Raw genomic sequence first — 21,108 nt, forward strand, 5'->3', positions numbered from 1 at the left:
CCTCCAGTGTTTCATTGTTGTAACACCCGGAAAAATAGTTGCTCTTGACCCCCAATCTTCCTAAAGCCTGGCCGATACAACTAACAGGCGCGCACCAAACTTCCTAAAAAACAGTGACGCCGGACTGAGCCCGCCCCCTCGGGCCAGTGATGACGCATGGACGCTCGTAGTTTCTATCTTTCGAGAGCTCAACTATGTCCCTGCGTAACCTGAATATCGCGCCCCGTGCCTTTCTCGGTTTTGCCTTTATCGCCTTGCTGGTGATCGTGCTCGGTGTGTTCGCCGTCAATCGCATGTCGATCATCCGTCAGGCTTCGATCGACATGGACTCGACGCAATTGCCCAGCGTCACTCACCTCAGTGCGGTAACGGAAAACGTCCTGCGCATGCGCATCCTGTCGTTCCGTGTACTGGTCAATCGCGAGCCGGCCAGCCTGCAAGAGGCGCAAACGCGCATTGCCGTGCTGGTCGACAAGGCGCGCAAGGCTCAGGCCAGCTATGCCGCGCTGCCGGCAGGCCCTGAAGAACGTGCAATCTACCAGACCTTCTCAACCACCCTGGACAACTACCTGCAAGCGCAGAGTCAGATGATTGAGCTGTCGCGTCAGGACAAACTCGACGAGATGCGCACCCTGATCAATACGCGGATCAAGGAGGGTACCGACCAGATGGGCGAGCAGCTCAACAAGCTGATTGCAATCAACACGACCGATGCGAAAACGGCGGCCACCAAGGCGGGTGAACACTACGACAGTGCCGTGACCGGGATCATCATCGTTGCCGTGATCGCAGCGCTGGCCACCGTGCTACTGGCCTGGCTGCTGACCCGCAGCATTGTCACCCCTCTGAACCGTGCCGTACTGGCTGCGCAAACCATTGCCGACGGCAACCTGAGCAAAACCATCGAAATCGACGGCAAGGATGAAGCGACGCAGTTGCTGCAGGCACTGGCCACCATGCAGAGCAACCTGCGCAAAACCATCGAACAGATCGCCGGCTCCGCCACGCAACTGGGCGCCGCTGCCGAAGAACTTAGTGCGGTAACCGAAGAAGCCTCCCGGGGCCTGCAGCAGCAGAACAATGAAATCGAGCAAGCCGCCACCGCGGTCAACGAGATGACCGCCGCGGTCGAAGAGGTCGCGCGCAACGCCGTGTCGACCTCCGAGGCCTCGAATCAATCGACCCACGCCGCCCGCGAAGGTCGCGATCAAGTGGTGAAAACCGTCGACGCGATCCAGACCATGACCCATGACGTGCAGAACACCGCGCACATGATCGAAGGCCTGGCCGCGCAGGGCCGTGATATCGGCAAAGTGCTCGATGTGATCCGCGCCATCGCCGAACAGACCAACCTGCTGGCGCTCAACGCCGCAATCGAAGCCGCACGCGCCGGTGAGGCCGGGCGTGGTTTTGCCGTGGTCGCGGACGAGGTTCGGGCATTGGCCCATCGCACCGCGCAATCGACCCAAGAGATTGAGAAAATGGTCGCCGGTATCCAGAACGGCACCGGCGAAGCGGTGTCGTCGATGCAGCAAAGCAATCAGCGCACCCAGACCACCCTGGAAATGGCCCGCGCGGCCGGCGTGGCGCTGGAGCAGATCACCCAGTCGATCCATCAGATCAACGAACGCAACCTGGTGATCGCGAGCGCTTCGGAAGAACAGGCGCAAGTCTCGCGCGAGGTCGACCGCAACCTGGTCAACATCCGCGATCTGGCCACGCAATCGGCTGCCGGGGCCAACCAGACCAGCGCCGCGACTCACGAACTGTCGCGTCTGGCGGTGGATTTGAATGCCATGGTGGCGCGTTTCGTGATTTGAGATACGGTGAAGGCTGGACACCGCGCAATCAGGAGACGTACATGCGCTATTCAGCCTTGACCCAACGAATCGCCGGGGAGGGAGCAGCGGCCTGGCAGATTCACGACCGAGCGCTGGAGTTGCGCGCCGAGGGTGTCGATATCTTGCTGCTGAGCGTTGGCGACCCGGATTTCGATACACCTTTGCCGATTGTCCACGGCGCGATCGACAGCTTGCTCGCTGGCGATACCCATTACTCCGAAGTGCGTGGCCGTTTGGCGCTGCGCAAGTTGATTGCCGAACGCCATCGGCGGCGCAGCGGGCAAGCGGTGGATGCCGACCACGTGATCATCATGCCCGGCGCGCAATGCGCGGTGTATTCGGTGGCGCAATGTCTGCTTGATCCGGGCGATGAAGTGATCGTCGCCGAACCCATGTACGTCACCTACGAAGGCGTGTTTGGCGCGTGCGGCGCAACGGTGGTGCCCGTGCCGGTGCGTCCGGAAAACGGCTTTCGCGTCGACCCGCTCGACGTCGCCGCGCGCATCACCCCGAAAACCCGCGCCATGCTGCTCAACAGTCCGAACAACCCCAGCGGCGCGAGCCTGTCACTGCTGATCTGGCAAGAACTGGCGGCGCTGTGCATCCGCCATGACTTGTGGCTGATCAGCGACGAGGTCTACAGCGAACTGCTTTACGAAGGTCAGCACGTCAGCCCGGCGAGTTTGCCGGGCATGGCCGAACGCACGGCAACCATCAACAGCCTGTCGAAATCCCACGCCATGACCGGGTGGCGCATCGGCTGGATGATCGGGCCGAAGTCGCTGGCCGAGCATTTGGTCAATTTGTCGCTGAGCATGTTGTTCGGGTTGCCGGATTTTGTGCAGAAAGCCGCGCAGATTGCGCTGGAGACCGATTTGCCGGAAGTGACGCAGATGCGCGAGGAGTATCGCCTGCGCCGGGATCTGGTCTGCGAGCGTCTGCACGATTGTCCGGGGCTTTATCCGATTCGTCCTGATGGCGGCATGTTCGTGATGGTCGATGTGCGCCAAACGGGGCTGGATGCCCAGGCGTTTGCCGAGCAGTTGCTGGAGGGTTACGGCGTGTCGGTGCTGGCCGGTGAGGCATTCGGGCCGAGTGCGGCGGGGCATATCCGTATTGGTTTGGTGGTCGATCGGGTGAAACTCGCGGATGCCTGTGCGCGGATTGCCTTGTGTGCGGCGCAGCTTTTACAGGTGCGTAGTGCCTGATGGTTTTGTGTTGCATGCACTGGCCCCATCGCTGGCAAGCCAGCTCCCACAGTGATTTGAGGTGGACATGATATTTGTGTCCGCGCGAGAACCCTGTGGGAGCTGGCTTGCCAGCGAAGGGGCCAGAACAGGCAATGAAAATTTCAGCCCTGCCAGGCCGATGGATTCACCAGATTCGCCGGTTTCTCTCCCTTCAGCGCCGCCAACAGATTCTCCACCGCACAGCGCGCCATCGCCTCGCGCGTCTCATGCGTCGCCGAGCCCATGTGCGGTGTCGCCACCACATTGTTCAGTTGCAACAGCGGCGAATCATGATTCAACGGCTCACGCTCAAACACATCCAGCCCCGCCGCACGAATCCGTTGATGACGCAGCGCCTCGATCATCGCCGCTTCATCGACCACCTTGCCCCGCGAGATGTTGATGAAAATGCTTTCCGGGCGCATCAGCGCGAACTGCTCGGCGCCGATCAAGCCTTCGGTCTGCGCCGTCAGCGGCAAGGTCAGGCAAATGAAGTCGGCCTGCTTGAGCAGATCTTCCAGGCTGCGGTATTGCGCATCGAATCGCGCCTCGACCGCCGGTTTGCGCGACTGGCTGTGATAGATCACCGGCATGCCGAATCCGAAATGCCCACGCTGCGCCAGCGCTTCGCCGATACGGCCCATGCCGATAATCCCCAGCGTCTTGCCATGCACATCGGTGCCGAAATGCACCGGGCCGATGTTGCGGTTCCATTGGCCGCTGCGCACCATGTTCGCCAGTTCCACTACACGCCGGGCGGCAGCGAGGATCAGCGCAAAACCGGTGTCAGCGGTGGTTTCGGTGAGCACGTCCGGGGTGTTGCTCAGGAGGATCTTGCGCTGACTCAGGTAATCGATGTCGTAGTTATCGACGCCGACCGAGACGCTGGCGATGGCTTCGAGTTGCGGCGCGAGATCGAGCAAGGCTGCGTCGAGTTTCAGGCTGGCGCCGAGTAAACCGTGGGCGCGGGGCAGGGCATCGCGCAGTTGCATGAGGCCGTCGGCGTCGAGGCTGTTGATCAGCGTCACCTCACACTGCTCTTGCAGACGAGCCATCAACGCGGGTGAAAGTTTCTTGTACAACACGACCTGTTTTTTCATGGCAAAAGTCTCTTCAGGAATGCGCCGGCACGGCACGCGTGGCGACGGCTTTGGCGACGACGCGATCACTGGCGCCGGGCTTGAGAAAAATTGTCAGCACCACCGACAGCAGCAACGCGCCGCTCATCAACAGGTACGAAGCACCGGGCGAACCGGTGGAGCTGTTCAGGTAACCGACCAGATACGAGCCGCCGAACGAACCAAGTGCGCCCATGCTGTTGATCAGCGCCATCGCGCCGCCGGCAACGTTGGCCGGGAGAATCTCCGGGACGATGGCAAAGAACGGCCCGTAAGGTGCGTACATGCACGCGCCGGCAATCACCAGCAGCGTGTACGACCACCAGAAGTGCTCTGCGCCCAGCGCGTAGGAGCCGTAAAACGCGATCGATGCGATCAGCAGTGGCGGCCAGACGAAGCGTTTGCGCTTCTGCAACTTGTCCGAACCCCACGACACCACAAGCATGCCAATCACCGCCGCCAGATACGGCAGCGCCGACAGCCAGCCGGCCTCGATCATGTCCATTTGCGCGCCGGCCTTGAGGATCGACGGCAGCCACAGTACGAATCCGTAAACGCCGATGCTCCAGCAGAAAAACTGCAGCGCGAGAATGATCACCTTCGGCGAACGGAACGCCTCGGCGTAGTTCTTCACCGCTTTGATGCCGACCTGTTCGGCCGCCAGTGCGCTTTCCAGATCCTGCTTTTCCTGCTCATTGAGCCATTTGGCCTGCGCCGGACGATCATCGGCCAGACGCCACCAGATAAACGCCCAGAGCACCGCCGGCAGGCCCTCGATGATGAACATCCAGCGCCAGCTGAAATGCTGCACCAGATAACCCGAAACCACCGACATCCACAGCATCGTCACCGGGTTGCCGAGGATCAGAAAAGTGTTGGCCCGCGAGCGTTCGGCACGGGTAAACCAATGGCACAGATACACCAGCATCGCCGGCATTACAGCGGCTTCGACCACGCCGAGCATGAAGCGGATGACGATCAGCCAATAGGCGTTGGAGACCACGCCGGTCAACGTGGCGAGGCCGCCCCAGAGAATCAGGCTGACGAAAATCAGTTTCTTCACGCTGTGTTTTTGCGCGTAGACCGCACCCGGCACCTGGAAGAAAAAGTACCCGAGGAAGAACAGCGCGCCGAGCAGCGATGACAGGCCCGGGGTGATCATCAGGTCTTCGGCCATACCCGAGGCAGCGGCAAAGCCGTAGTTGGCGCGATCCAGATACGCCAGGCTGTAGGTGATGAACACGATGGGCATGATGTACCACCAACGGCGGGTGGCGAGGGTTGCGGTTTTCATGGGTCTTGCTCCTGAGCTTGTTGTTTTTGTCGCAGCAGGTTCAATGAATCGGTTGCCTGTCAGGGCCTCATCGCTGGCAAGCCAGCTCCCACAGGGATCTCGGGTATGTCAAAGATTGCATTGCCAACATCAACCCTTGTGGGAGCTGGCTTGCCAGCGATGGCGGCCTCAAATTCGCTGAAGAGTTCAGCCCGGGTCGGAAGGCCTTCCATATCCCCCCGACTCTGCACCGCGCGACTGCCAATCCAGTTCGCACGCTGCACTGCCTCGGCAAAACTCTGATGTTCGAGCAGGGCACTGATCATCCCCACTGCAAAGCCGTCACCGGCACCGACCGTATCGACGACATTGGTCACCGGCACGCCGGCAACAAAACCCTGATCCAGCTGCGTTCGGTAATAAGCGCCTTGCGGGCCAAGCTTGATCGCCACCGCTTCGGCACCTTGATCAAGATAAAACGCAGCAATGTCCGCCGGGTCTTCGAAACCGGTGAGCAAACGACCTTCACTCAACCCCGGCAGCACCCAATGGGCGAGGGCGGCGAGACGGTTGATCTCGCGGATCATTTCGCCCTCGCTGGCCCACAGGCTCGGACGCAGATTGGGGTCGAACGACACGCTGCGCCCGGCATTGCGCATGCGTGTCATCAGCTCAAAGGACATCTCCCGCGCCGACGCCGAGAGCGCCGGAGGAATGCCAGTCGCATGCAGATGGCGGGCGCTCAACAGACTGGCCGTGATCGACTGGGACGACAGATGACTGGCCGCCGAACCGCGCCGGAAATACTCGACCTGCGGGTCGCTACCGTCATCGTTGCGGGATTTGAACTGGAAACCGGTCGGGTGCTGTTTATCGACATCGACGTGGCTGCAATCCAGACCTTCCTTGATCAAGGTTTCGACCACAAAACGCCCGAGCGAATCATTACCGACGCGGCTCAGCCACGCGACGTTGAAACCCAGGCGCGACAGCCCGATCGCAACATTGCTGTCGGCCCCGGCGATGCGCTTGTGAAAGTGTTCGACTGCCGCCAGATCACCGGTCTGCTCGGCGACCAGCATCGCCATGGTTTCGCCGAACGAGAGAATATCGATCTCAGACATGATCTGGCTCCAGACGCGATTGGCCGAGGCGGGCGAGGGCGGCGACGTGCTCGGTGGTCAGCTGCACCAGGTCCTCGCCCTGCAATGGATATTCGGCGGCGCGCATAACGCCTTGGGCCATGTGCCGCAGCAGTTGTTCCCACAGATGCAGGTCACTGACGGCCGGCGGCACCGCGACCAGTTTGCCGTCGGCGCGCCGGGCCACGGCTTTGCAGTGCACGTAACCGACATGCCGGCCGAGCAGGCGGGCGGCGCTGGCGGCGGATTGGTCCTGCCACTGCCAGTTGCCGATGTCGAAGGTCATTCTGATCGGCAGGTTGTGCTGCTCGACGGCCGCGAAGAAGCGCTGAAACGGTTCGATGCGTCCGCCGTGCAGGGTCTGGTCGTTTTCCACCAGCAGTTGCACTGAAGTGTGCTTCAGGCGTTCGGCCAGGGCTTGCAGATCGTTAGTGTCGGTGAAGTAGCCGAGGGAGACTTTCAGCCATTTCGAGCCGAACGCTTCGGCTTGTTGCAGTGCGGTGATCAACTCGGGATTGGGCTGCGCCTGACCGGCCAGCCACAGTTCGGTAGGGGAGGAATAGATGCTTTGCAGGCCTAGCGCCTGCGTGGCCTGCGCCAGTTGCGCAGGGTCTTCACGCGTCAGCAGCTCCTCGCGCCACTCAATGCGATTGGCCCCGGCCGCAGCCAGAACCTCGATGAAAGCATCCTGCCCGCGCTGGCGTACAAGCTCGGCGCCGTAGCTGGACAGGCTGATGGAAACGGCGGGTTTATTCATTGTTATTGACCTCTGAAACCGGTTTCATTTTTGTTCAAAAAAATATCAGGTGCTTCTGTGTTGTCCTTTCGGGTCTCATCGCTGGCAAGCCAGCTTCCACAGTGTTCGGGTCGTACACAAAGGCTTGGTACACCTCTGAACCTGTGGGAGCTGGCTTGCCAGCGATAGCGTCAGATCAGACACCGCCTACTTCACGGGTCGACCCACGCTCCACCAGCACCGGCGCAAAATCCACCACCCGCGCCTCGTCGTCATCCCCACGCAAGCGCTTGAGCAAACACTCAAACGCCCGCGCGCCAATCTCTGCCGTCGGCTGAGCCAGCGCGGTAATCCCGCTGCCCACCAACGGATACCAATCCAGATCATCCAGGGCTATCAGCCCGACATCCTCGAACAACCGAACACCCAATACTCGCAATACCGACGTGGCCGCCAACGCCGCCACACCATTGGCGCAAAACAGCGCTTTCGGGCCATTACCGGGGGTGTTCAGAAAGGTTTGAAGTTGCGCGCTCAGATCGTCGCCGGTTTCCAGTACCGCCCCAGTCAGGACCGAGCGCTGAGCAATCTGTGCCTGAAAACTGCTGACCCGCTCGATCCGCGAACTGGTGCCGTCATACGGTTCAGTGACCAGCACCAGATCCCGATAACCGCGCTGCTCCAGATGCGTGAGCGCCATCTCCACCGCTTGTGGGTTGTTCAGTCCGACCATGTCGCTGTCCAGCCCTTCGACCTTGCGATCCACCAGCACCAGCGGCATCTCGCGGCGCAGCTCGTGCAATTCGTCACGGTGATGACCCAGCGTGTTCACGATCAGCCCTTCGATGTTGTACGAACGCAACAGCGCCAGGTGCTGGCGTTCCTGCTCGTCATCGCGATCGGTGTTGCACACCACCAGGCTGTAGCCGTGGGCACGGCAAGCGGTCTCCACCCCGTGCATGACGGCAATCGAATAAGGGTTACGGATATCGGCCACCAGCATGCCGATCAGGCGTGTACGCCCACGTTTCAGGCCTCGGGCCATTTGATTGGGACGATAGCCGAGTTCGCTGATGGCCTGCTCGATGCGCAGCGCAATGGCATCGGAGAGCAGGGCGCGATCATCGCCGATGAAGCGCGAGACGCTGGCTTTGGATACCCCAGCGCGTTCGGCGACATCAAGCATGGTCACGCGGCTGCGCTGGGCGGCGGAGAAGTCGTTCACGGTCTGAAACCTTATTATTGGATTTATAGGTTCAGCGTCTGCGAACAGTGCTGAAACCGGTTTCAGGAAACACCAAAAACAAATATTTCGTCAAGTGAATGATCACTTGCCTTCGACTTGTTGCCGACGGGCGGAATGCCGTCAGCCGAACAAACCGGCAGCGATATTGATCGAAAAGCCCAGAATCGCGGTGTTGAACACGAATCCGATCAACGATTGTGCCAATACGATTTTGCGGATATCGCGCGTGGCAACACCGACATCTGCCGTCTGCACGGCGACGCCGATGGTGAAGGAGAAGTACAAGAAGTCCCAATAGTTAGGGGTCGTCAGCCCCTCGGCGAAGCGTAACGCCGGCTCCTTGCCATCCCAGGTGTAATACAACCTGGCGTAGTGCACGCAGAAAATCACCCCGATCAGCAGCCATGAACCGATCACGGTCAGTGCGGTAAAACCGTAGTGCAGCAGTTTGCGCGTGGTTTCCAGGTCCTTGCTGCCGGCAAGCTCGAAGGTGATGGTCGCCAGGCTCGCCAGCGCGGCGATGCACACCACGAACAGCACCAGCCCGGCATTTTCGTCTTCGACTTCAGCGATGCGTTTGACGTCCGGGGCTTTGGCGCGCGCGGTCAGCCAGAACATCAGGATCAGATAAGTCCAGACACCGGCGTTCCAGCCGATGAGGATTTTGCTGGCGATGGAATCGGCGGGGACCAACAGGCCGGTGGCGAGGCCGAACAGGGCGGCGGCAGACAGGCGAGGGTGGGTGCGGGCGAGGAAGCGCATGGGGACTCGATGGGCCAGGGTGGTTCAGACACCTTAGCCCAGCGATGGCAGGTGTGACCACAGCGCTGGATGTTTGCAGAATCCCTGTGGGAGCGAGCCTGCTCGCGAAGGCGTCCGGTCAGTCAACATCGACGTTGAATGTACCGACGCTTTCGCGAGCAGGCTCGCTCCCACAATTAAAATCAGTGGGGTTTGGTGAAGCGTTGTACGAGCTTCATGACGACGACGAAGAAGACGGGCACGAAGATCACCGCCAGTGTCGCGGTAATCATCCCGCCGATCACCCCGGTGCCGATCGCCTGTTGGCTTGCGGAACTGGCGCCAGTGGCAATGGCCAACGGCACCACGCCGAGAATGAACGCCAGCGAAGTCATCACGATCGGTCGCAGACGCAAACGCGCTGCCTGCAACGTCGCATCGATCAGGTCGTGACCTTCGTCATACAGGCTCTTGGCGAACTCGATGATCAGGATCGCGTTCTTCGCCGACAGACCGATGATGGTGATCAGGCCAACCTTGAAGAACACATCATTGGGCATGCCGCGCAATGTCACAGCCAGCACCGCGCCGAGGACGCCCAGGGGCACCACCAGCAACACCGAAGTCGGAATCGACCAGCTCTCGTACAGCGCCGCCAGACACAGGAACACCACCAGCAACGACAGACCGAGGAGGATCGGCGCCTGATTGCCAGACAAGCGTTCCTGCAACGACAACCCGGTCCATTCCTGACCCAGGCCTTTCGGCCCCTGCGCCACCAGACGTTCGATTTCCGCCATGGCCTCACCGGTACTGTGCCCCGGCGACGGTTCGCCGGAAATCGCAATCGCCGGATAGCCGTTGTAACGGGTTAATTGCGCCGGGCCTTGAATCCAGTTGGCCTGCACAAATGCCGACAGCGGCACCATATGCCCGGTGTTGTTGCGCACATGCATTTTCAGCAGATCGGCCACCTGGCTGCGTTGATCGCCTTCGGCTTGCACGACAACGCGTTGCATGCGCCCTTGATTGGGGAAGTCGTTGATGTAGCTGGAGCCGACGGCAGTGGACAGCACATTACCAATGTCGGCGAACGAGACGCCGAGGGCATTGGCCTGCTTGCGGTCGACCACCAGTTGCACCTGCGGCGCTTCGGCCAGCGCGCTTTCGCGCACATTCATCAATACCGGGCTTTTCTCGGCAGCCGCGAGCAGTTCGCTGCGCGCCTGCATCAAGGTCGCGTGGCCGAGGCCGCCGCGATCCTGCAAGCGGAACTCGAAACCGCTCGACGTGCCGAGACCATCCACGGGCGGTGGCAGCACCGAGAACGCCATGGCGTCCTTGATTTCACTTAGCGCGATGTTGGCGCGATCGGCAATCGAGCTGGCGGCATCATCACCGCTGCGCTGCGACCAGTCCTTCAGCGTCGAGAACGCCAAGGCTGCGTTCTGGCCGCTACCGGAGAAGCTGAAACCGAGAATCACCACGGTGTCACTGATCCCCGGCTCGCCGGCGTTATGCGCTTCAAGTTGCTCGGCCACCGCCACCGTACGATTCTTGGTGGCGCCGGGCGGCAGTTGAATATCCGTGATGGTGTAGCCCTGATCTTCCACCGGCAGGAACGAGGAGGGCAGACGCGCAAAGCACAGGCCCAGCCCAACCAGCAGCACAGCGTAAATCAGCAGGTAACGGCCGCTGCGTTTCAGCGCATAGCCGACCCAGCCCTGATAACGATCGGTCAGGTGCTCGAAGCGGCGGTTGAACCAGCCGAAGAACCCGGACTTCTCGTGATGCTCGCCCTTGGCAATCGGTTTGAGCAGAGTCGCGCACAATGCCGGCGTCAGGGTCAGGGCGAGGAACGCCGAGAACAGAATCGACGTCGCCATCGACAGCGAGAACTGCTGGTAGATCACTCCGACCGAGCCCTGCATGAACGCCATCGGAATAAACACGGCGACCAGCACCAGGGTGATGCCGATGATCGCGCCGGTGATCTGCGTCATGGCCTTGCGTGTGGCTTCCTTGGGCGACAAGCCCTCGGTGGCCATGATCCGTTCGACGTTCTCCACTACAACAATGGCATCGTCCACCAGAATGCCGATGGCCAGCACCATGCCGAACATGGTCAGCACGTTGATCGAGAAACCCAATGCCAGCATGGTCGCGAACGTGCCCATCAGCGCCACCGGCACCACCAGCGTCGGGATCAGCGTGTAACGCACGTTCTGCAGAAACAGGAACATCACCGCGAACACCAGCAGCATCGCTTCGCCCAAGGTGTAAATCACTTTGGTGATCGAGACTTTGACGAACGGCGAGGTGTCGTACGGGATCTTGTATTCCACGCCCGCCGGGAAGTAGCGCGACAGCTCATCCATCTTCGCCCGCACCAACGTCGCGGTGTTCAGTGCGTTGGCGCCCGGCGACAACTGCACGCCGACAGCGGTCGACGGTTTGCCATTGAGGCGCGTACCGAACTGGTATTCCTGACTGCCGATCTCGACCCGCGCGACGTCACCGATGCGCACCGTGGAGCCATCGCGATTGGCCTTGAGCACGATGTCGGCGAATTCCTGCGGTGTCGCCAATTGGCCTTTCACCAGAATGGTCGCGGTGATTTCCTGCGTCGAAGGTGACGGCAGATCACCGATGCTACCCGCTGAAACCTGGGCGTTCTGCGCCACGATGGCTTCATTGACGTCAGCCGGTGTCAGGTTGAACGCGATCAGCTTCTGCGGATCGATCCAGATGCGCATGGCCCGTTCGGCACCATACAACTGCGCCTTGCCGACCCCGTCCAGACGCTTGATCTCGTTCATCACGTTACGCGCCAGATAATCGCTGAGCGCCACGTCATCGAGCTTGCCGTCGCTGGAGGTCAGGGTGATTAGCAAGAGAAAACCGGACGAGACTTTTTCGACCTGCAAGCCCTGCTGATTGACCGCTTGCGGAAGGCGCGATTCGACCACCTTGAGGCGGTTTTGCACGTCGACCTGCGCCAGCTCCGGGTTGGTGCCCGGCTGGAACGTGGCTTTGATCGTCGCGCTGCCGAGACTGCTTTGCGATTCGAAGTACAGCAAGTGATCGGCGCCGTTTAGCTCTTCCTCGATCAGGCTGACCACGCTTTCGTCGATTGTCTGCGCCGAGGCGCCCGGGTACACGGCGTAGATCTCGATCTGCGGCGGGGCGACGTCGGGGTATTGCGCCACCGGCAACTGCGGGATGGCCAGCGCACCGGCCAACAGGATGAACAGCGCGACGACCCAGGCAAACACCGGGCGGTCGATAAAGAACTGCGGCATAGAAAAGCGTCCTGCTTACTGACCAGAGGTCTGGGCAAGTGGAAGAGGGGTGTCGTCGATCTGCACGGTTTCGCCGGGGCGGGCGTGTTGCAGGCCTTCGATGACGATGCGGTCGCCGGGCTTGAGGCCGCCGGTGACGATCCAGCGATTGTTCTGCACCGCGCCCAGTTGCACCGGTTGTTCGGCGACGCGCATTTGCTCATCGACGGTCAGTACCTGAGCAATGCCGGCGCTGTCACGCTGCACGGCACGCTGCGGCACGGTAATGCCGTTCTGAATGGTCGCCTGCTCCAGACGCACACGAATGAAGCTGCCCGGCAGCAAATCCAGATCCGGGTTGGGGAACTCGCTGCGCAGGATGATCTGGCCGGTGCCCGGGTCGACGGTGATGTCGCTGAACAACAATTTGCCCGGCAGCGGATACAGGCTGCCGTCATCCTGAATCAGCGTGGCTTTGACCTGATCCTGGCCGACTTCCTGCAACTGCCCGGAGCGGAACGCACGGCGCAATTCGTTGAGTTCACGGGTCGATTGGGTGAGGTCGGCGTGAATCGGGTTGAGCTGCTGAATCAGTGCCAACGGTGTGGTTTCGTTCTGCCCGACCAGTGCGCCTTCGGTGACCAGCGCACGGCCGACGCGACCGGAAATCGGTGCGGTGACGGTGGCGTAACCGAGGTTCAGTTTTGCCCGTTCGACGGCAGCCTTGTTGGCCGCAACGTCAGCGGCGGTTTGCCGGGCATTGGCGCGGGCATTGTCGTAGTCCTGAGCGCTGATGGCTTTGTCGTCGATCAACTGGGCGTAGCGCTGCTCTTGCAGTTTTGCTTGAAAGGCATTGGCTTCTGCCTTGCGCAGCGCGGCTTCAGCGCTGTCGAGGTCAGCCTTGAACGGTGCAGGATCGATGCGGAACAGCACGTCGCCCTTTTTCACGTCGCTGCCTTCGCGGAAGGTGCGCTGCAAGACCACACCGGCCACCCGTGCCCGCACTTCGGCGATTCGTGGCGCGGCGATGCGGCCGCTGAGTTCGCTGCTGAGCGTCAGGGGATGCGCTTCGATCGTCTCGATGCGCACCGTGGCCGGTGGCGCCTGTTCCTCAGCCTTCGAGGATGAATCACAGGCGCTCAGCGTCAGCGCCATCGCGATCAGGCCGAGCCCGGCCAGCAGTTTCTTCGACATGTACAACCCCCAATATTGATGCCCGCATCCTACGGGCAGACGCCGAGATTAGCGGTGAAGCTTTGTAGGCGCTGTGTGAAATTGTGTAAGGGTTTTGCTCAGGGATGGGCGAGGGCGTATATCCTTCAGGTCTTGAAATTTATTGCGACAGATAGATAGCTTTCGCGAGCAGGCTCGCTTCCACATGGGATCGCATTCCAAGTGTGGGAGCGAGCCTGCTCGCGAATGTGCCTCATCGTTCGCCACAGCACTTTCTGGATCACCCCATGCCCAACATCCTCCTGGTCGAAGACGACACCGCCCTCGCCGAACTGATTTCCAGCTACCTGGAACGCAACGGTTATTCCGTCAGCGTGATCGGCCGTGGCGACCATGTGCGCGAGCGGGCGCGAATCAATCCGCCGGATCTGGTGATCCTCGACCTGATGCTGCCCGGCCTCGACGGCCTGCAAGTCTGCCGTTTGCTGCGCGCCGATTCGGCGACGCTGCCGATCCTGATGCTGACGGCCCGCGACGACAGCCACGATCAGGTTTTGGGCCTGGAAATGGGCGCCGACGATTACGTCACCAAACCTTGCGAACCACGCGTGTTGCTGGCGCGGGTGCGCACCTTGTTGCGCCGCAGTAGCCTTGGCGAACCGCTGACCGCCAATGACCGCATTCTCATGGGCAATCTGTGCATCGACCTGTCCGAGCGCACCGTCACCTGGCGCGATCAGCCGGTCGAGTTGTCCAGCGGTGAGTACAACTTGCTCGTAGTGCTGGCTCGTCATGCCGGCGAAGTGTTGAGCCGCGACCAGATCCTGCAACGCCTGCGCGGTATCGAATTCAACGGCACCGACCGCTCGGTGGACGTGGCGATTTCCAAGCTGCGCCGCAAGTTCGACGACCACGCAGGCGAGGCGCGCAAGATCAAGACCGTGTGGGGCAAGGGCTATCTGTTCAGCCGCTCCGAGTGGGAATGCTGAACTGATGTTTCGCATCCTGTTTCGCCTGTATCTGGTGACGATCGTCTCCTACAGCGCGGCGATCTATCTGGTGCCGGATCTGGTGGTCATGGCCTTCCGCGATCGCTTTGTCACTTACAACCTCGACTATTCGCGCGGCCTGCAATCGCTGATTACCCGCCAGTTTCATGCGGTGCCGCATGAGCAGTGGCCAGCGCTGGCGGCAACGATGGACAAGGATTTCCAGCCGTTGCACATCGTTCTCGCGCGGATCGACGATGCCAAGTTCACCGCCATCGAGCAGGAACGCCTGCGTCGCGGTGAAAACGTTGTGCGCATTGGCGATTGGGGCTGGCGCACGCTGGCGGTGACGCCGCTGGATGACACCACTGCCGTGCAAATGGTCGTGCCGCCGGATCCGATGGACGTCGATCTGTTGTACTGGAGCATCAACGTGCTGATCGGTGCGACGTTGCTGGCCTGCCTGTTGATGTGGCTGCGCCCGCATTGGCGTGATCTGGAACGCCTCAAGGGCACCGCCGAACGCTTCGGTAAAGGCCACCTGAGCGAGCGCACGAAAATCGCCCCGAGTTCCAACATCGGCAGCCTCGCCAACGTCTTCGACACCATGGCCGGCGATATCGAAAACCTGCTCAATCAGCAACGTGACCTGCTCAACGCCGTGTCCCATGAACTGCGCACACCGTTGACGCGCCTGGATTTCGGCCTAGCCCTGGCCCTGTCCGATGACTTGCCGGCCGCCAGCCGCGAGCGCCTGCTGGGACTGGTCGCGCATATTCGTGAGCTGGATGAACTGGTGCTGGAGTTGCTTTCCTACAGCCGTTTGCAGAACCCGGCGCAACTGCCGGAGCAGGTCGAGGTGTCGCTGGATGAGTTCATCGACAGCATTCTGGGCAGTGTCGATGATGAGCTGGAGTCGCCGGAGATCGTCATCGACGTGCTGCTGCACGGTCAACTGGAACGCTTTTCCCTCGATCCGCGCCTGACCGCGCGGGCGATCCAGAATCTGCTGCGCAACGCCATGCGCTATTGCGAAAAGCGCATTCAGATAGGCGTGCAGGTCAATGCCGAGGGCTGTGAGATCTGGGTCGATGATGACGGCATCGGTATCCCCGATGACGAGCGTGAGCGGATTTTCGAGCCGTTCTATCGACTCGACCGCAGCCGTGATCGCGCCACTGGCGGTTTTGGCCTGGGCCTGGCGATCAGTCGCCGCGCACTGGAAGCGCAGGGTGGCACGTTGACCGTGGAGTCCTCGCCGTTGGGCGGGGCACGGTTCCGGTTGTGGTTACCCACTAACGCCTGAGCTTCATGACGCTGAAAATATACCTGTGGGAGCGAGCCTGCTCGCGAAGGCGATCTGTCAGCCAAGTATGCGTTGACTGGCCTGGCGCCTTCGCGAGCAGGCTCGCTCCTACAGGGGGCAGTGGTTGTTCAGACCAGCTCTGTGGATTGAATCAACCCGACCCCGGCACTTTGCATCCGCTCAATCGCTGCCGCCAGTGAGCCATTCAGATCGATCGCCCGGCACGCATCCAGCACCACGTAGGCATTGAACCCCGCTGCCCGCGCATCCAGCGCCGAAAACATCACGCAGAAATCCAGTGCCAGCCCCACCATGTAAACCGTATCGATCCCGCGCTCTCTCAAGTAGCCGGCCAGCCCCGTGGTGGTGCGGCGATCGGCTTCCAGAAAGGCTGAATAGCTGTCGATATCAGGGTTACAGCCCTTGCGTATGATCAGTTGGGCATGAGGCAGGTCAAGTTCCCGGTGAAACTCGGCCCCCGCTGTCGATTGCACACAATGGTCGGGCCAGAGTGTCTGCTCGCCGTAAGCCAACTGAATGACATCGTAGGGCTGGTGACCGGGATGGCTGGACGCGAATGAGGCGTGACCGGCCGGGTGCCAGTCCTGTGCGACGACAACCTGGGTGAACTGGCGGGAAAGCCGGTTGATCAGCGGCACAATCAGGTCACCTTCCGGTACCGCTAATTGGCCGCCGGGGGTGAAGTCGTTTTGAACGTCGATCACCAGTAAGGCAGAACGAGATGAATCAGGCATTGTGGAGTCGTCCCTGGAAAAACACTCGCTCAGCATAGTGCAGGATCTATCCGGTACTTAAGCGACTTTTTAACAGTTTTGCCTTGTCTTCCAGCGCAACCGGGGCGTCGTGTCCGATCAACATCCATGAATGCTGCCGTTCAGTCCAATACACCACGTTCATCTCACGCCGACGTTCATGGGCCAACGGCTGACTGCCGCTGTTTGAGCGCGTGACACACAGCGCCAGTGGCCCATGTTTCGCATCCAGATAAACGATCTGCGCAATCGGTACGCCGTCGTACTCAAGCATCTGCGCCCGTTTGAATTCGGCATCAGGCAGCTTCAAAGTGGCTGGTGCAAGGTTCAGGCCCAGACGCGCATCGATCGTGCGCAGTTGCGCCCGTTGGGCAGCTTCGTCGGTGGGCAGATGATCAAGCGTCTGCGGCACATACAGCGCCATGTAATCGCCCACCAGTGCGCGCCAGTTGTTCGATTGCGCGGCGTGCCAGCCAAGGAATAACCGGTCGGCCAAAACGCCACCGGCCAACAGCGCAGCGGCAGCGCCACCGATAAACCAGCGGCGACTCAGCCCAGGCTTTTCTGGCGAAGGAATGGCATCCAGCCGCGCTTGCAGACGATCGAGCGGTGCCTGTTGCGCGAGCTCGTCATAGGCGTTCTTGTACGGCAGATTGCTGCGGCTGAGCCATTGCACGCGCAGACTGAGCAACGAGTCTTCGGCAATGGCATTGTCGAGTTGTTGGCGATCGTCGCCGTCGAGTTCGCCATCCAGGTAGGCGACCAGTTGCTCATCCGAAGGTGTGTTCATGAGCGGTCTCCTTCGGTGGGTTTCGGCACTGCCTGCAGTGGCGGGTATTCGGCGAGTTTGAGGCGGGCGGTGGCCAGACGGCTCATGACGGTGCCGATCGGTACTTGCAGGATTTCAGCGACTTCGCGATAGGACAAGCCTTCGACATAGGCCAGATAAACCGTTTCGCGCTGGGTTTCCGGCAAGGCGTCGACGCGGCGAATCACTTGCGCCGCCATCACGTGCGTTTGCGCCGCGTATTCACCATCGAACGCCAGTTGACCATCGGCATCGACCTGACCCGCGCCTTGACGCACGCGCCGAGCGCGCACTTCGTTGAGCCAGATCGAATGCAGAATACTCAGCAACCAGCGATCCATGCGCGTGCCGGCGATGTACTGACTGGCGCGCTCCAGCGCTCGCACACAGGTGGCTTGCACCAGATCCTCGGCCACGTGCCGATTGCGCGACAGCAACAGACCGTAGCGCCACAGTCGCGCCAGGTGCTGTCCGAGTTCTGCTCTGAATGCCTGATCGTTGAAGATGATGGCGGCCCTTATAAGTGCTCAGGTTTTCGATGAATCGTTGATGGCCTCAGCCAGGTCCTGGTATTCCTCGCAAGAGGTGCCGCAAATCGATTGGATCTGCTGCAACTGTTCCTGCGCCAGGTCGACGCGGCCCTTGATCACATAGGCCTCGCCGAGGTATTCGCGCACTTGCGCGTACTGCGGATCGAGTTTCACCGATTGCAGGTAATAACCGATGCCTTCGTCGGTGCGCCCCAGCTTGCGCGTGGCGTAACCGCGATAGTTGAGGGCCTTGGCGGTGTTCGGCTGCTTCAGCGTGTCGAGCAGCGCCAGTGCTTCTTCGTAGCGACCGGCCTTGGCGAGGCGATAGGCGTAACCAGTACGGTCAGCGTCCGGCAGCAAGCGACTGGTTTGCAGCACACACTTCTGGGTTTTGCTGTCCCAGACCTGGCCTTTCGGGCATTCGGGTTTCTGGACGGGGTCTTCTTCGTCACCATTGGCCAGGGCCAATTGGCTGGACATCGCCGCGACCAGCAGCAACGGGGCGGCGAACATAACGGAACGGATAGTCATGGGCAAGGCTCCACAGAAGGTTATGTTTCACTTTGAACACCACAGGGTGAATTTTTATTCATTGCATTGTCAGTGACTGTTCAAGGTAAGCGTAAATTCAAGCGCTATGCTCGGGAGCGTCTGCCGTCGATCCGATGTTTTGCCGTAAGGAGCGTTGCCATGACCGATCACGTCCATCACTCAGCCGCTGCCGGTTACAAAACGGCTGCCGACACCTATGTGAAAGGGCGGCCGGACTATCCGCCGCAGGTCAGTCAATGGTTAAGCGCGACGCTGGGGCTGGACAGGCATAAAACCGTGATCGATCTGGGCGCCGGCACCGGCAAGTTCACCGGGCGTCTGGTGGCGACCGGCGCGCAAGTGATCGCCGTTGAACCGGTGGCGCAGATGCTCGAAAAGCTGTCTGACGCCTGGCCCGATGTGCTGGCCGTAAGCGGCACCGCGACCGATCTGCCGTTGCCGGACGCCTCAGTGGATGTGGTGATTTGCGCGCAGGCGTTTCACTGGTTCGCCAGCGCCGAGGCGCTGAGCGAAATCGCCCGGGTGCTCAAGCCCGGTGGCAAGTTAGGGTTGATCTGGAACCTGCGTGACACCAAAGTCAGTTGGGTGCCGAAACTGGATGCCATCGTAAACGCACTGGAAGGTGACACGCCGCGCTTTTACACCGGTGCTTGGCGCACAGCGTTTCCGCACCCGGCATTTGCGCCACTGCAGGTCGAGCGGTTTCACCATGGACACACCGGCTCACCGGAAGACGTGATTTTCAATCGGGTGCGCTCCACCAGTTTCATCGCCGCGCATCCGGAAGCGCAGCGGGCGAAGGTCGATGAGCAGATTCGTGCGTTGATCGCCGCAGAGCCTGAACTGCGCGGCAGGGATGTGGTGACGGTGCCTTACGAAACCGCCGCGTTTTTCGCCGTAAAAAAGGGCTGAATCCCACGACATTCCAGTGTAGGAGTGAGCCTGCTCGCGATAGCGGAGTGTCAGTCACCTCATCTTTGGCTGACCTCCGCTATCGCGAGCAGCCTTCCCTGGTGTGATGAGAGCGTCGCCAGACTAACGTCGACGCTAAATATTTGTCATTGACTTGCCCGTTGCGCACAGGCTAATTTCCAGCCCATGACTTCCACCGTATTGCGCTGCCAGCCAATTATTATTACCGCCATTCCTCATTTGGCGGGCTAGCTCACGACTGCAGCACCCAACCCGCCCTAGAGGCGGGTTTTTACTTTCTGTCTCCGGGGTTTTTGAAATGTGGCTCATGTAGGAGCTGCCGAAGGCTGCGATCTTTTGACTTTGATTTTTCTAAAACAAAATCAAAAGATCGCAGCCTTCGGCAGCTCCTACAGGGACCGTGTGAATTCTGCCAAGGAGATGTTCATGAGTTACACATACGATCAGCAAACCCTGCTTGAGCATTACGTGAAAAAGATCCTCGCCGCGCCGGTGTACGACCTCGCGGTGCGCACGCCTTTGCAAGCGGCGCCGGCGCTGTCGGAGGCGCTGGGCAACCGGATTCTGCTCAAGCGTGAAGACCTGCAACCAACGTTCTCCTTCAAGATCCGTGGCGCCTACAACAAACTGGTGCAACTCAGTGATGAGCAAAAGGCGCGGGGGGTAATCACGGCATCGGCTGGCAATCACGCGCAAGGCGTGGCGCTGGCAGCGCGCGAGCTGGGCATCGCAGCGACCATCGTCATGCCAGCGACGACGCCGGAACTGAAAGTGCTGGGTGTGCGCAGTCGTGGCGCTGAAGCGCTGTTGCATGGCGAGAGTTTCCCGTTCGCACTGGCCCATGCGCTGCAACTGGCAGAACAGAGCGGACGCACATTCGTGTCGCCGTTCGATGACCCGGAGGTGATCGCCGGGCAGGGCACCGTGGCGATGGAAATCCTTCGTCAGCATCAAGGTTCGCTGGATGCGATCTTTGTGCCGGTAGGCGGTGGTGGTCTGATCGCGGGCATCGCGGCGTACGTCAAATATCTGCGCCCGGAGGTGCGGATCATCGGCGTCGAATCCGAACACTCAGCGTGCCTGAAGGCTGCGCTCGAAGCCGATCAGCGCGTCGTGCTGCCCAATGTCGGCACCTTTGCCGATGGCGTGGCGGTAGCGCAGGTCGGCGCGTTCGGATTTGAGGTCTGCCGTTTTTGCGTCGACGAGGTGATCACCGTCAGCAACGACGACCTCTGCGCAGCGATCAAGAATATCTACGACGATACCCGCTCGATCACCGAACCCTCCGGCGCCCTGGCCGTGGCCGGGATCAAGCAATACGTAGCGCGAACCGGGGTGCGCGAGCAGACATTCGTGGCGATCGACTCGGGCGCCAATATCAACTTCGACAGCCTGCGCCATGTCGCCGAGCGCGCCGCGGTGTGCGGCGTCTCGGCG

Annotated in this window: 17 protein-coding genes and 1 pseudogene; 6 read left to right on the top strand and 12 right to left on the bottom strand. The window is 60.7% G+C overall.

Translation table 11 applies throughout. From position 1 onward, the window contains the following. The first annotated feature begins 194 nt into the window (after nucleotides 1–194). On the top strand, nucleotides 195–1,820 hold the full coding sequence (locus QZR14_RS00710; protein ID WP_311995598.1) for a methyl-accepting chemotaxis protein: 1,626 nt from the start codon (nucleotides 195–197) through the stop codon (nucleotides 1,818–1,820). 41 nt (nucleotides 1,821–1,861) lie between these two features. Further along, a complete protein-coding gene (locus QZR14_RS00715; RefSeq protein WP_311995599.1) occupies nucleotides 1,862–3,049 on the top strand; it encodes a pyridoxal phosphate-dependent aminotransferase in 1,188 nt (395 codons plus the stop codon). 143 nt (nucleotides 3,050–3,192) lie between these two features. On the opposite strand, the gene QZR14_RS00720 is transcribed toward QZR14_RS00715, so the two are convergent. From QZR14_RS00720 to QZR14_RS00755, 8 genes are all read right to left on the bottom strand, one after another. After that, on the bottom strand, nucleotides 3,193–4,170 hold the full coding sequence (locus tag QZR14_RS00720; protein WP_250605281.1) for a 2-hydroxyacid dehydrogenase: 978 nt from the start codon (nucleotides 4,168–4,170) through the stop codon (nucleotides 3,193–3,195). A gap of 13 nt (nucleotides 4,171–4,183) precedes the next feature. Further along, nucleotides 4,184–5,482, bottom strand: a complete 1,299-nt coding sequence (locus QZR14_RS00725; protein WP_311995600.1) for an MFS transporter — start codon at nucleotides 5,480–5,482, stop codon at nucleotides 4,184–4,186. Between the two features lie 59 nt (nucleotides 5,483–5,541). Continuing rightward, nucleotides 5,542–6,585: a sugar kinase gene (locus QZR14_RS00730; protein ID WP_250605280.1), complete on the bottom strand. Its 1,044-nt coding sequence runs from the start codon at nucleotides 6,583–6,585 to the stop codon at nucleotides 5,542–5,544. Next, nucleotides 6,578–7,360, bottom strand: coding sequence for a sugar phosphate isomerase/epimerase family protein (locus tag QZR14_RS00735; protein ID WP_311995601.1), 783 nt, complete (start codon nucleotides 7,358–7,360; stop codon nucleotides 6,578–6,580). The genes QZR14_RS00730 and QZR14_RS00735 overlap by 8 nt, the downstream gene beginning before the upstream one ends. A gap of 175 nt (nucleotides 7,361–7,535) precedes the next feature. After that, nucleotides 7,536–8,564, bottom strand: a complete 1,029-nt coding sequence (locus QZR14_RS00740) for a LacI family DNA-binding transcriptional regulator (RefSeq protein ID WP_311995602.1) — start codon at nucleotides 8,562–8,564, stop codon at nucleotides 7,536–7,538. Nucleotides 8,565–8,705: 141 nt separating this feature from the next. Next, entirely contained in the window at nucleotides 8,706–9,347 is a 642-nt protein-coding gene (locus QZR14_RS00745; RefSeq protein WP_250605278.1) for a DUF1345 domain-containing protein, read from the bottom strand. Nucleotides 9,348–9,529: 182 nt separating this feature from the next. After that, on the bottom strand, nucleotides 9,530–12,628 hold the full coding sequence (locus QZR14_RS00750) for an efflux RND transporter permease subunit (RefSeq protein ID WP_311995603.1): 3,099 nt from the start codon (nucleotides 12,626–12,628) through the stop codon (nucleotides 9,530–9,532). A gap of 15 nt (nucleotides 12,629–12,643) precedes the next feature. Beyond that, nucleotides 12,644–13,801: an efflux RND transporter periplasmic adaptor subunit gene (locus QZR14_RS00755; protein ID WP_250605276.1), complete on the bottom strand. Its 1,158-nt coding sequence runs from the start codon at nucleotides 13,799–13,801 to the stop codon at nucleotides 12,644–12,646. A 266-nt stretch (nucleotides 13,802–14,067) separates the two neighbouring features. On the opposite strand from QZR14_RS00755, the gene QZR14_RS00760 reads away from it, so the two are divergent. Further along, a complete protein-coding gene (locus QZR14_RS00760; protein ID WP_267794907.1) occupies nucleotides 14,068–14,769 on the top strand; it encodes a response regulator transcription factor in 702 nt (233 codons plus the stop codon). 4 nt (nucleotides 14,770–14,773) lie between these two features. Continuing rightward, complete coding sequence (locus tag QZR14_RS00765; protein ID WP_311995604.1) at nucleotides 14,774–16,075, top strand: ATP-binding protein; 1,302 nt, start codon at nucleotides 14,774–14,776, stop codon at nucleotides 16,073–16,075. A 128-nt stretch (nucleotides 16,076–16,203) separates the two neighbouring features. On the opposite strand, the gene pncA is transcribed toward QZR14_RS00765, so the two are convergent. From pncA to QZR14_RS00785, 4 genes are all read right to left on the bottom strand, one after another. Further along, nucleotides 16,204–16,830, bottom strand: a complete 627-nt coding sequence (gene pncA, locus QZR14_RS00770; RefSeq protein ID WP_311995605.1) for a bifunctional nicotinamidase/pyrazinamidase — start codon at nucleotides 16,828–16,830, stop codon at nucleotides 16,204–16,206. A 46-nt stretch (nucleotides 16,831–16,876) separates the two neighbouring features. After that, the gene (locus QZR14_RS00775) at nucleotides 16,877–17,638 is read right to left on the bottom strand and encodes an anti-sigma factor family protein (RefSeq protein WP_311995606.1); all 762 of its coding nucleotides are present in this window, start codon (nucleotides 17,636–17,638) and stop codon (nucleotides 16,877–16,879) included. After that, nucleotides 17,635–18,120 carry a sigma-70 family RNA polymerase sigma factor gene (locus QZR14_RS00780; RefSeq protein ID WP_442967368.1) on the bottom strand — a complete coding sequence of 162 codons (486 nt, stop codon included), beginning with the start codon at nucleotides 18,118–18,120 and terminating at the stop codon, nucleotides 17,635–17,637. The genes QZR14_RS00775 and QZR14_RS00780 overlap by 4 nt, the downstream gene beginning before the upstream one ends. Nucleotides 18,121–18,183: 63 nt before the next feature. Continuing rightward, nucleotides 18,184–18,717 carry a tetratricopeptide repeat protein gene (locus QZR14_RS00785; protein WP_311995608.1) on the bottom strand — a complete coding sequence of 178 codons (534 nt, stop codon included), beginning with the start codon at nucleotides 18,715–18,717 and terminating at the stop codon, nucleotides 18,184–18,186. Nucleotides 18,718–18,876: 159 nt separating this feature from the next. Here QZR14_RS00785 and QZR14_RS00790 point away from each other — a divergent pair, with 159 nt between their 5' ends. Continuing rightward, on the top strand, nucleotides 18,877–19,650 hold the full coding sequence (locus QZR14_RS00790; RefSeq protein WP_311995609.1) for a methyltransferase domain-containing protein: 774 nt from the start codon (nucleotides 18,877–18,879) through the stop codon (nucleotides 19,648–19,650). A 441-nt stretch (nucleotides 19,651–20,091) separates the two neighbouring features. Next, a pseudogene (gene ilvA, locus QZR14_RS00795) lies at nucleotides 20,092–21,087 on the top strand (threonine ammonia-lyase, biosynthetic); the annotation flags it as partial. Nucleotides 21,088–21,108: the final 21 nt, after the last annotated feature.

This window comes from Pseudomonas sp. rhizo66 (assembly GCF_031931925.1).
Taxonomy (GTDB): domain Bacteria; phylum Pseudomonadota; class Gammaproteobacteria; order Pseudomonadales; family Pseudomonadaceae; genus Aquipseudomonas.

What these genes read in the sequence shown, in the direction of transcription:
- QZR14_RS00710 (WP_311995598.1), top strand. Translation starts at nt 195, where the DNA reads ATGTCCCTGCGTAACCTGAATATCGCGCCCCGTGCCTTTCTCGGTTTT.
- QZR14_RS00715 (WP_311995599.1), top strand. Translation starts at nt 1,862, where the DNA reads ATGCGCTATTCAGCCTTGACCCAACGAATCGCCGGGGAGGGAGCAGCG.
- QZR14_RS00720 (WP_250605281.1), bottom strand. Translation starts at nt 4,170, where the DNA reads ATGAAAAAACAGGTCGTGTTGTACAAGAAACTTTCACCCGCGTTGATG.
- QZR14_RS00725 (WP_311995600.1), bottom strand. Translation starts at nt 5,482, where the DNA reads ATGAAAACCGCAACCCTCGCCACCCGCCGTTGGTGGTACATCATGCCC.
- QZR14_RS00730 (WP_250605280.1), bottom strand. Translation starts at nt 6,585, where the DNA reads ATGTCTGAGATCGATATTCTCTCGTTCGGCGAAACCATGGCGATGCTG.
- QZR14_RS00735 (WP_311995601.1), bottom strand. Translation starts at nt 7,360, where the DNA reads ATGAATAAACCCGCCGTTTCCATCAGCCTGTCCAGCTACGGCGCCGAG.
- QZR14_RS00745 (WP_250605278.1), bottom strand. Translation starts at nt 9,347, where the DNA reads ATGCGCTTCCTCGCCCGCACCCACCCTCGCCTGTCTGCCGCCGCCCTG.
- QZR14_RS00750 (WP_311995603.1), bottom strand. Translation starts at nt 12,628, where the DNA reads ATGCCGCAGTTCTTTATCGACCGCCCGGTGTTTGCCTGGGTCGTCGCG.
- QZR14_RS00755 (WP_250605276.1), bottom strand. Translation starts at nt 13,801, where the DNA reads ATGTCGAAGAAACTGCTGGCCGGGCTCGGCCTGATCGCGATGGCGCTG.
- QZR14_RS00760 (WP_267794907.1), top strand. Translation starts at nt 14,068, where the DNA reads ATGCCCAACATCCTCCTGGTCGAAGACGACACCGCCCTCGCCGAACTG.
- QZR14_RS00765 (WP_311995604.1), top strand. Translation starts at nt 14,774, where the DNA reads ATGTTTCGCATCCTGTTTCGCCTGTATCTGGTGACGATCGTCTCCTAC.
- pncA (WP_311995605.1), bottom strand. Translation starts at nt 16,830, where the DNA reads ATGCCTGATTCATCTCGTTCTGCCTTACTGGTGATCGACGTTCAAAAC.
- QZR14_RS00775 (WP_311995606.1), bottom strand. Translation starts at nt 17,638, where the DNA reads ATGAACACACCTTCGGATGAGCAACTGGTCGCCTACCTGGATGGCGAA.
- QZR14_RS00785 (WP_311995608.1), bottom strand. Translation starts at nt 18,717, where the DNA reads ATGACTATCCGTTCCGTTATGTTCGCCGCCCCGTTGCTGCTGGTCGCG.
- QZR14_RS00790 (WP_311995609.1), top strand. Translation starts at nt 18,877, where the DNA reads ATGACCGATCACGTCCATCACTCAGCCGCTGCCGGTTACAAAACGGCT.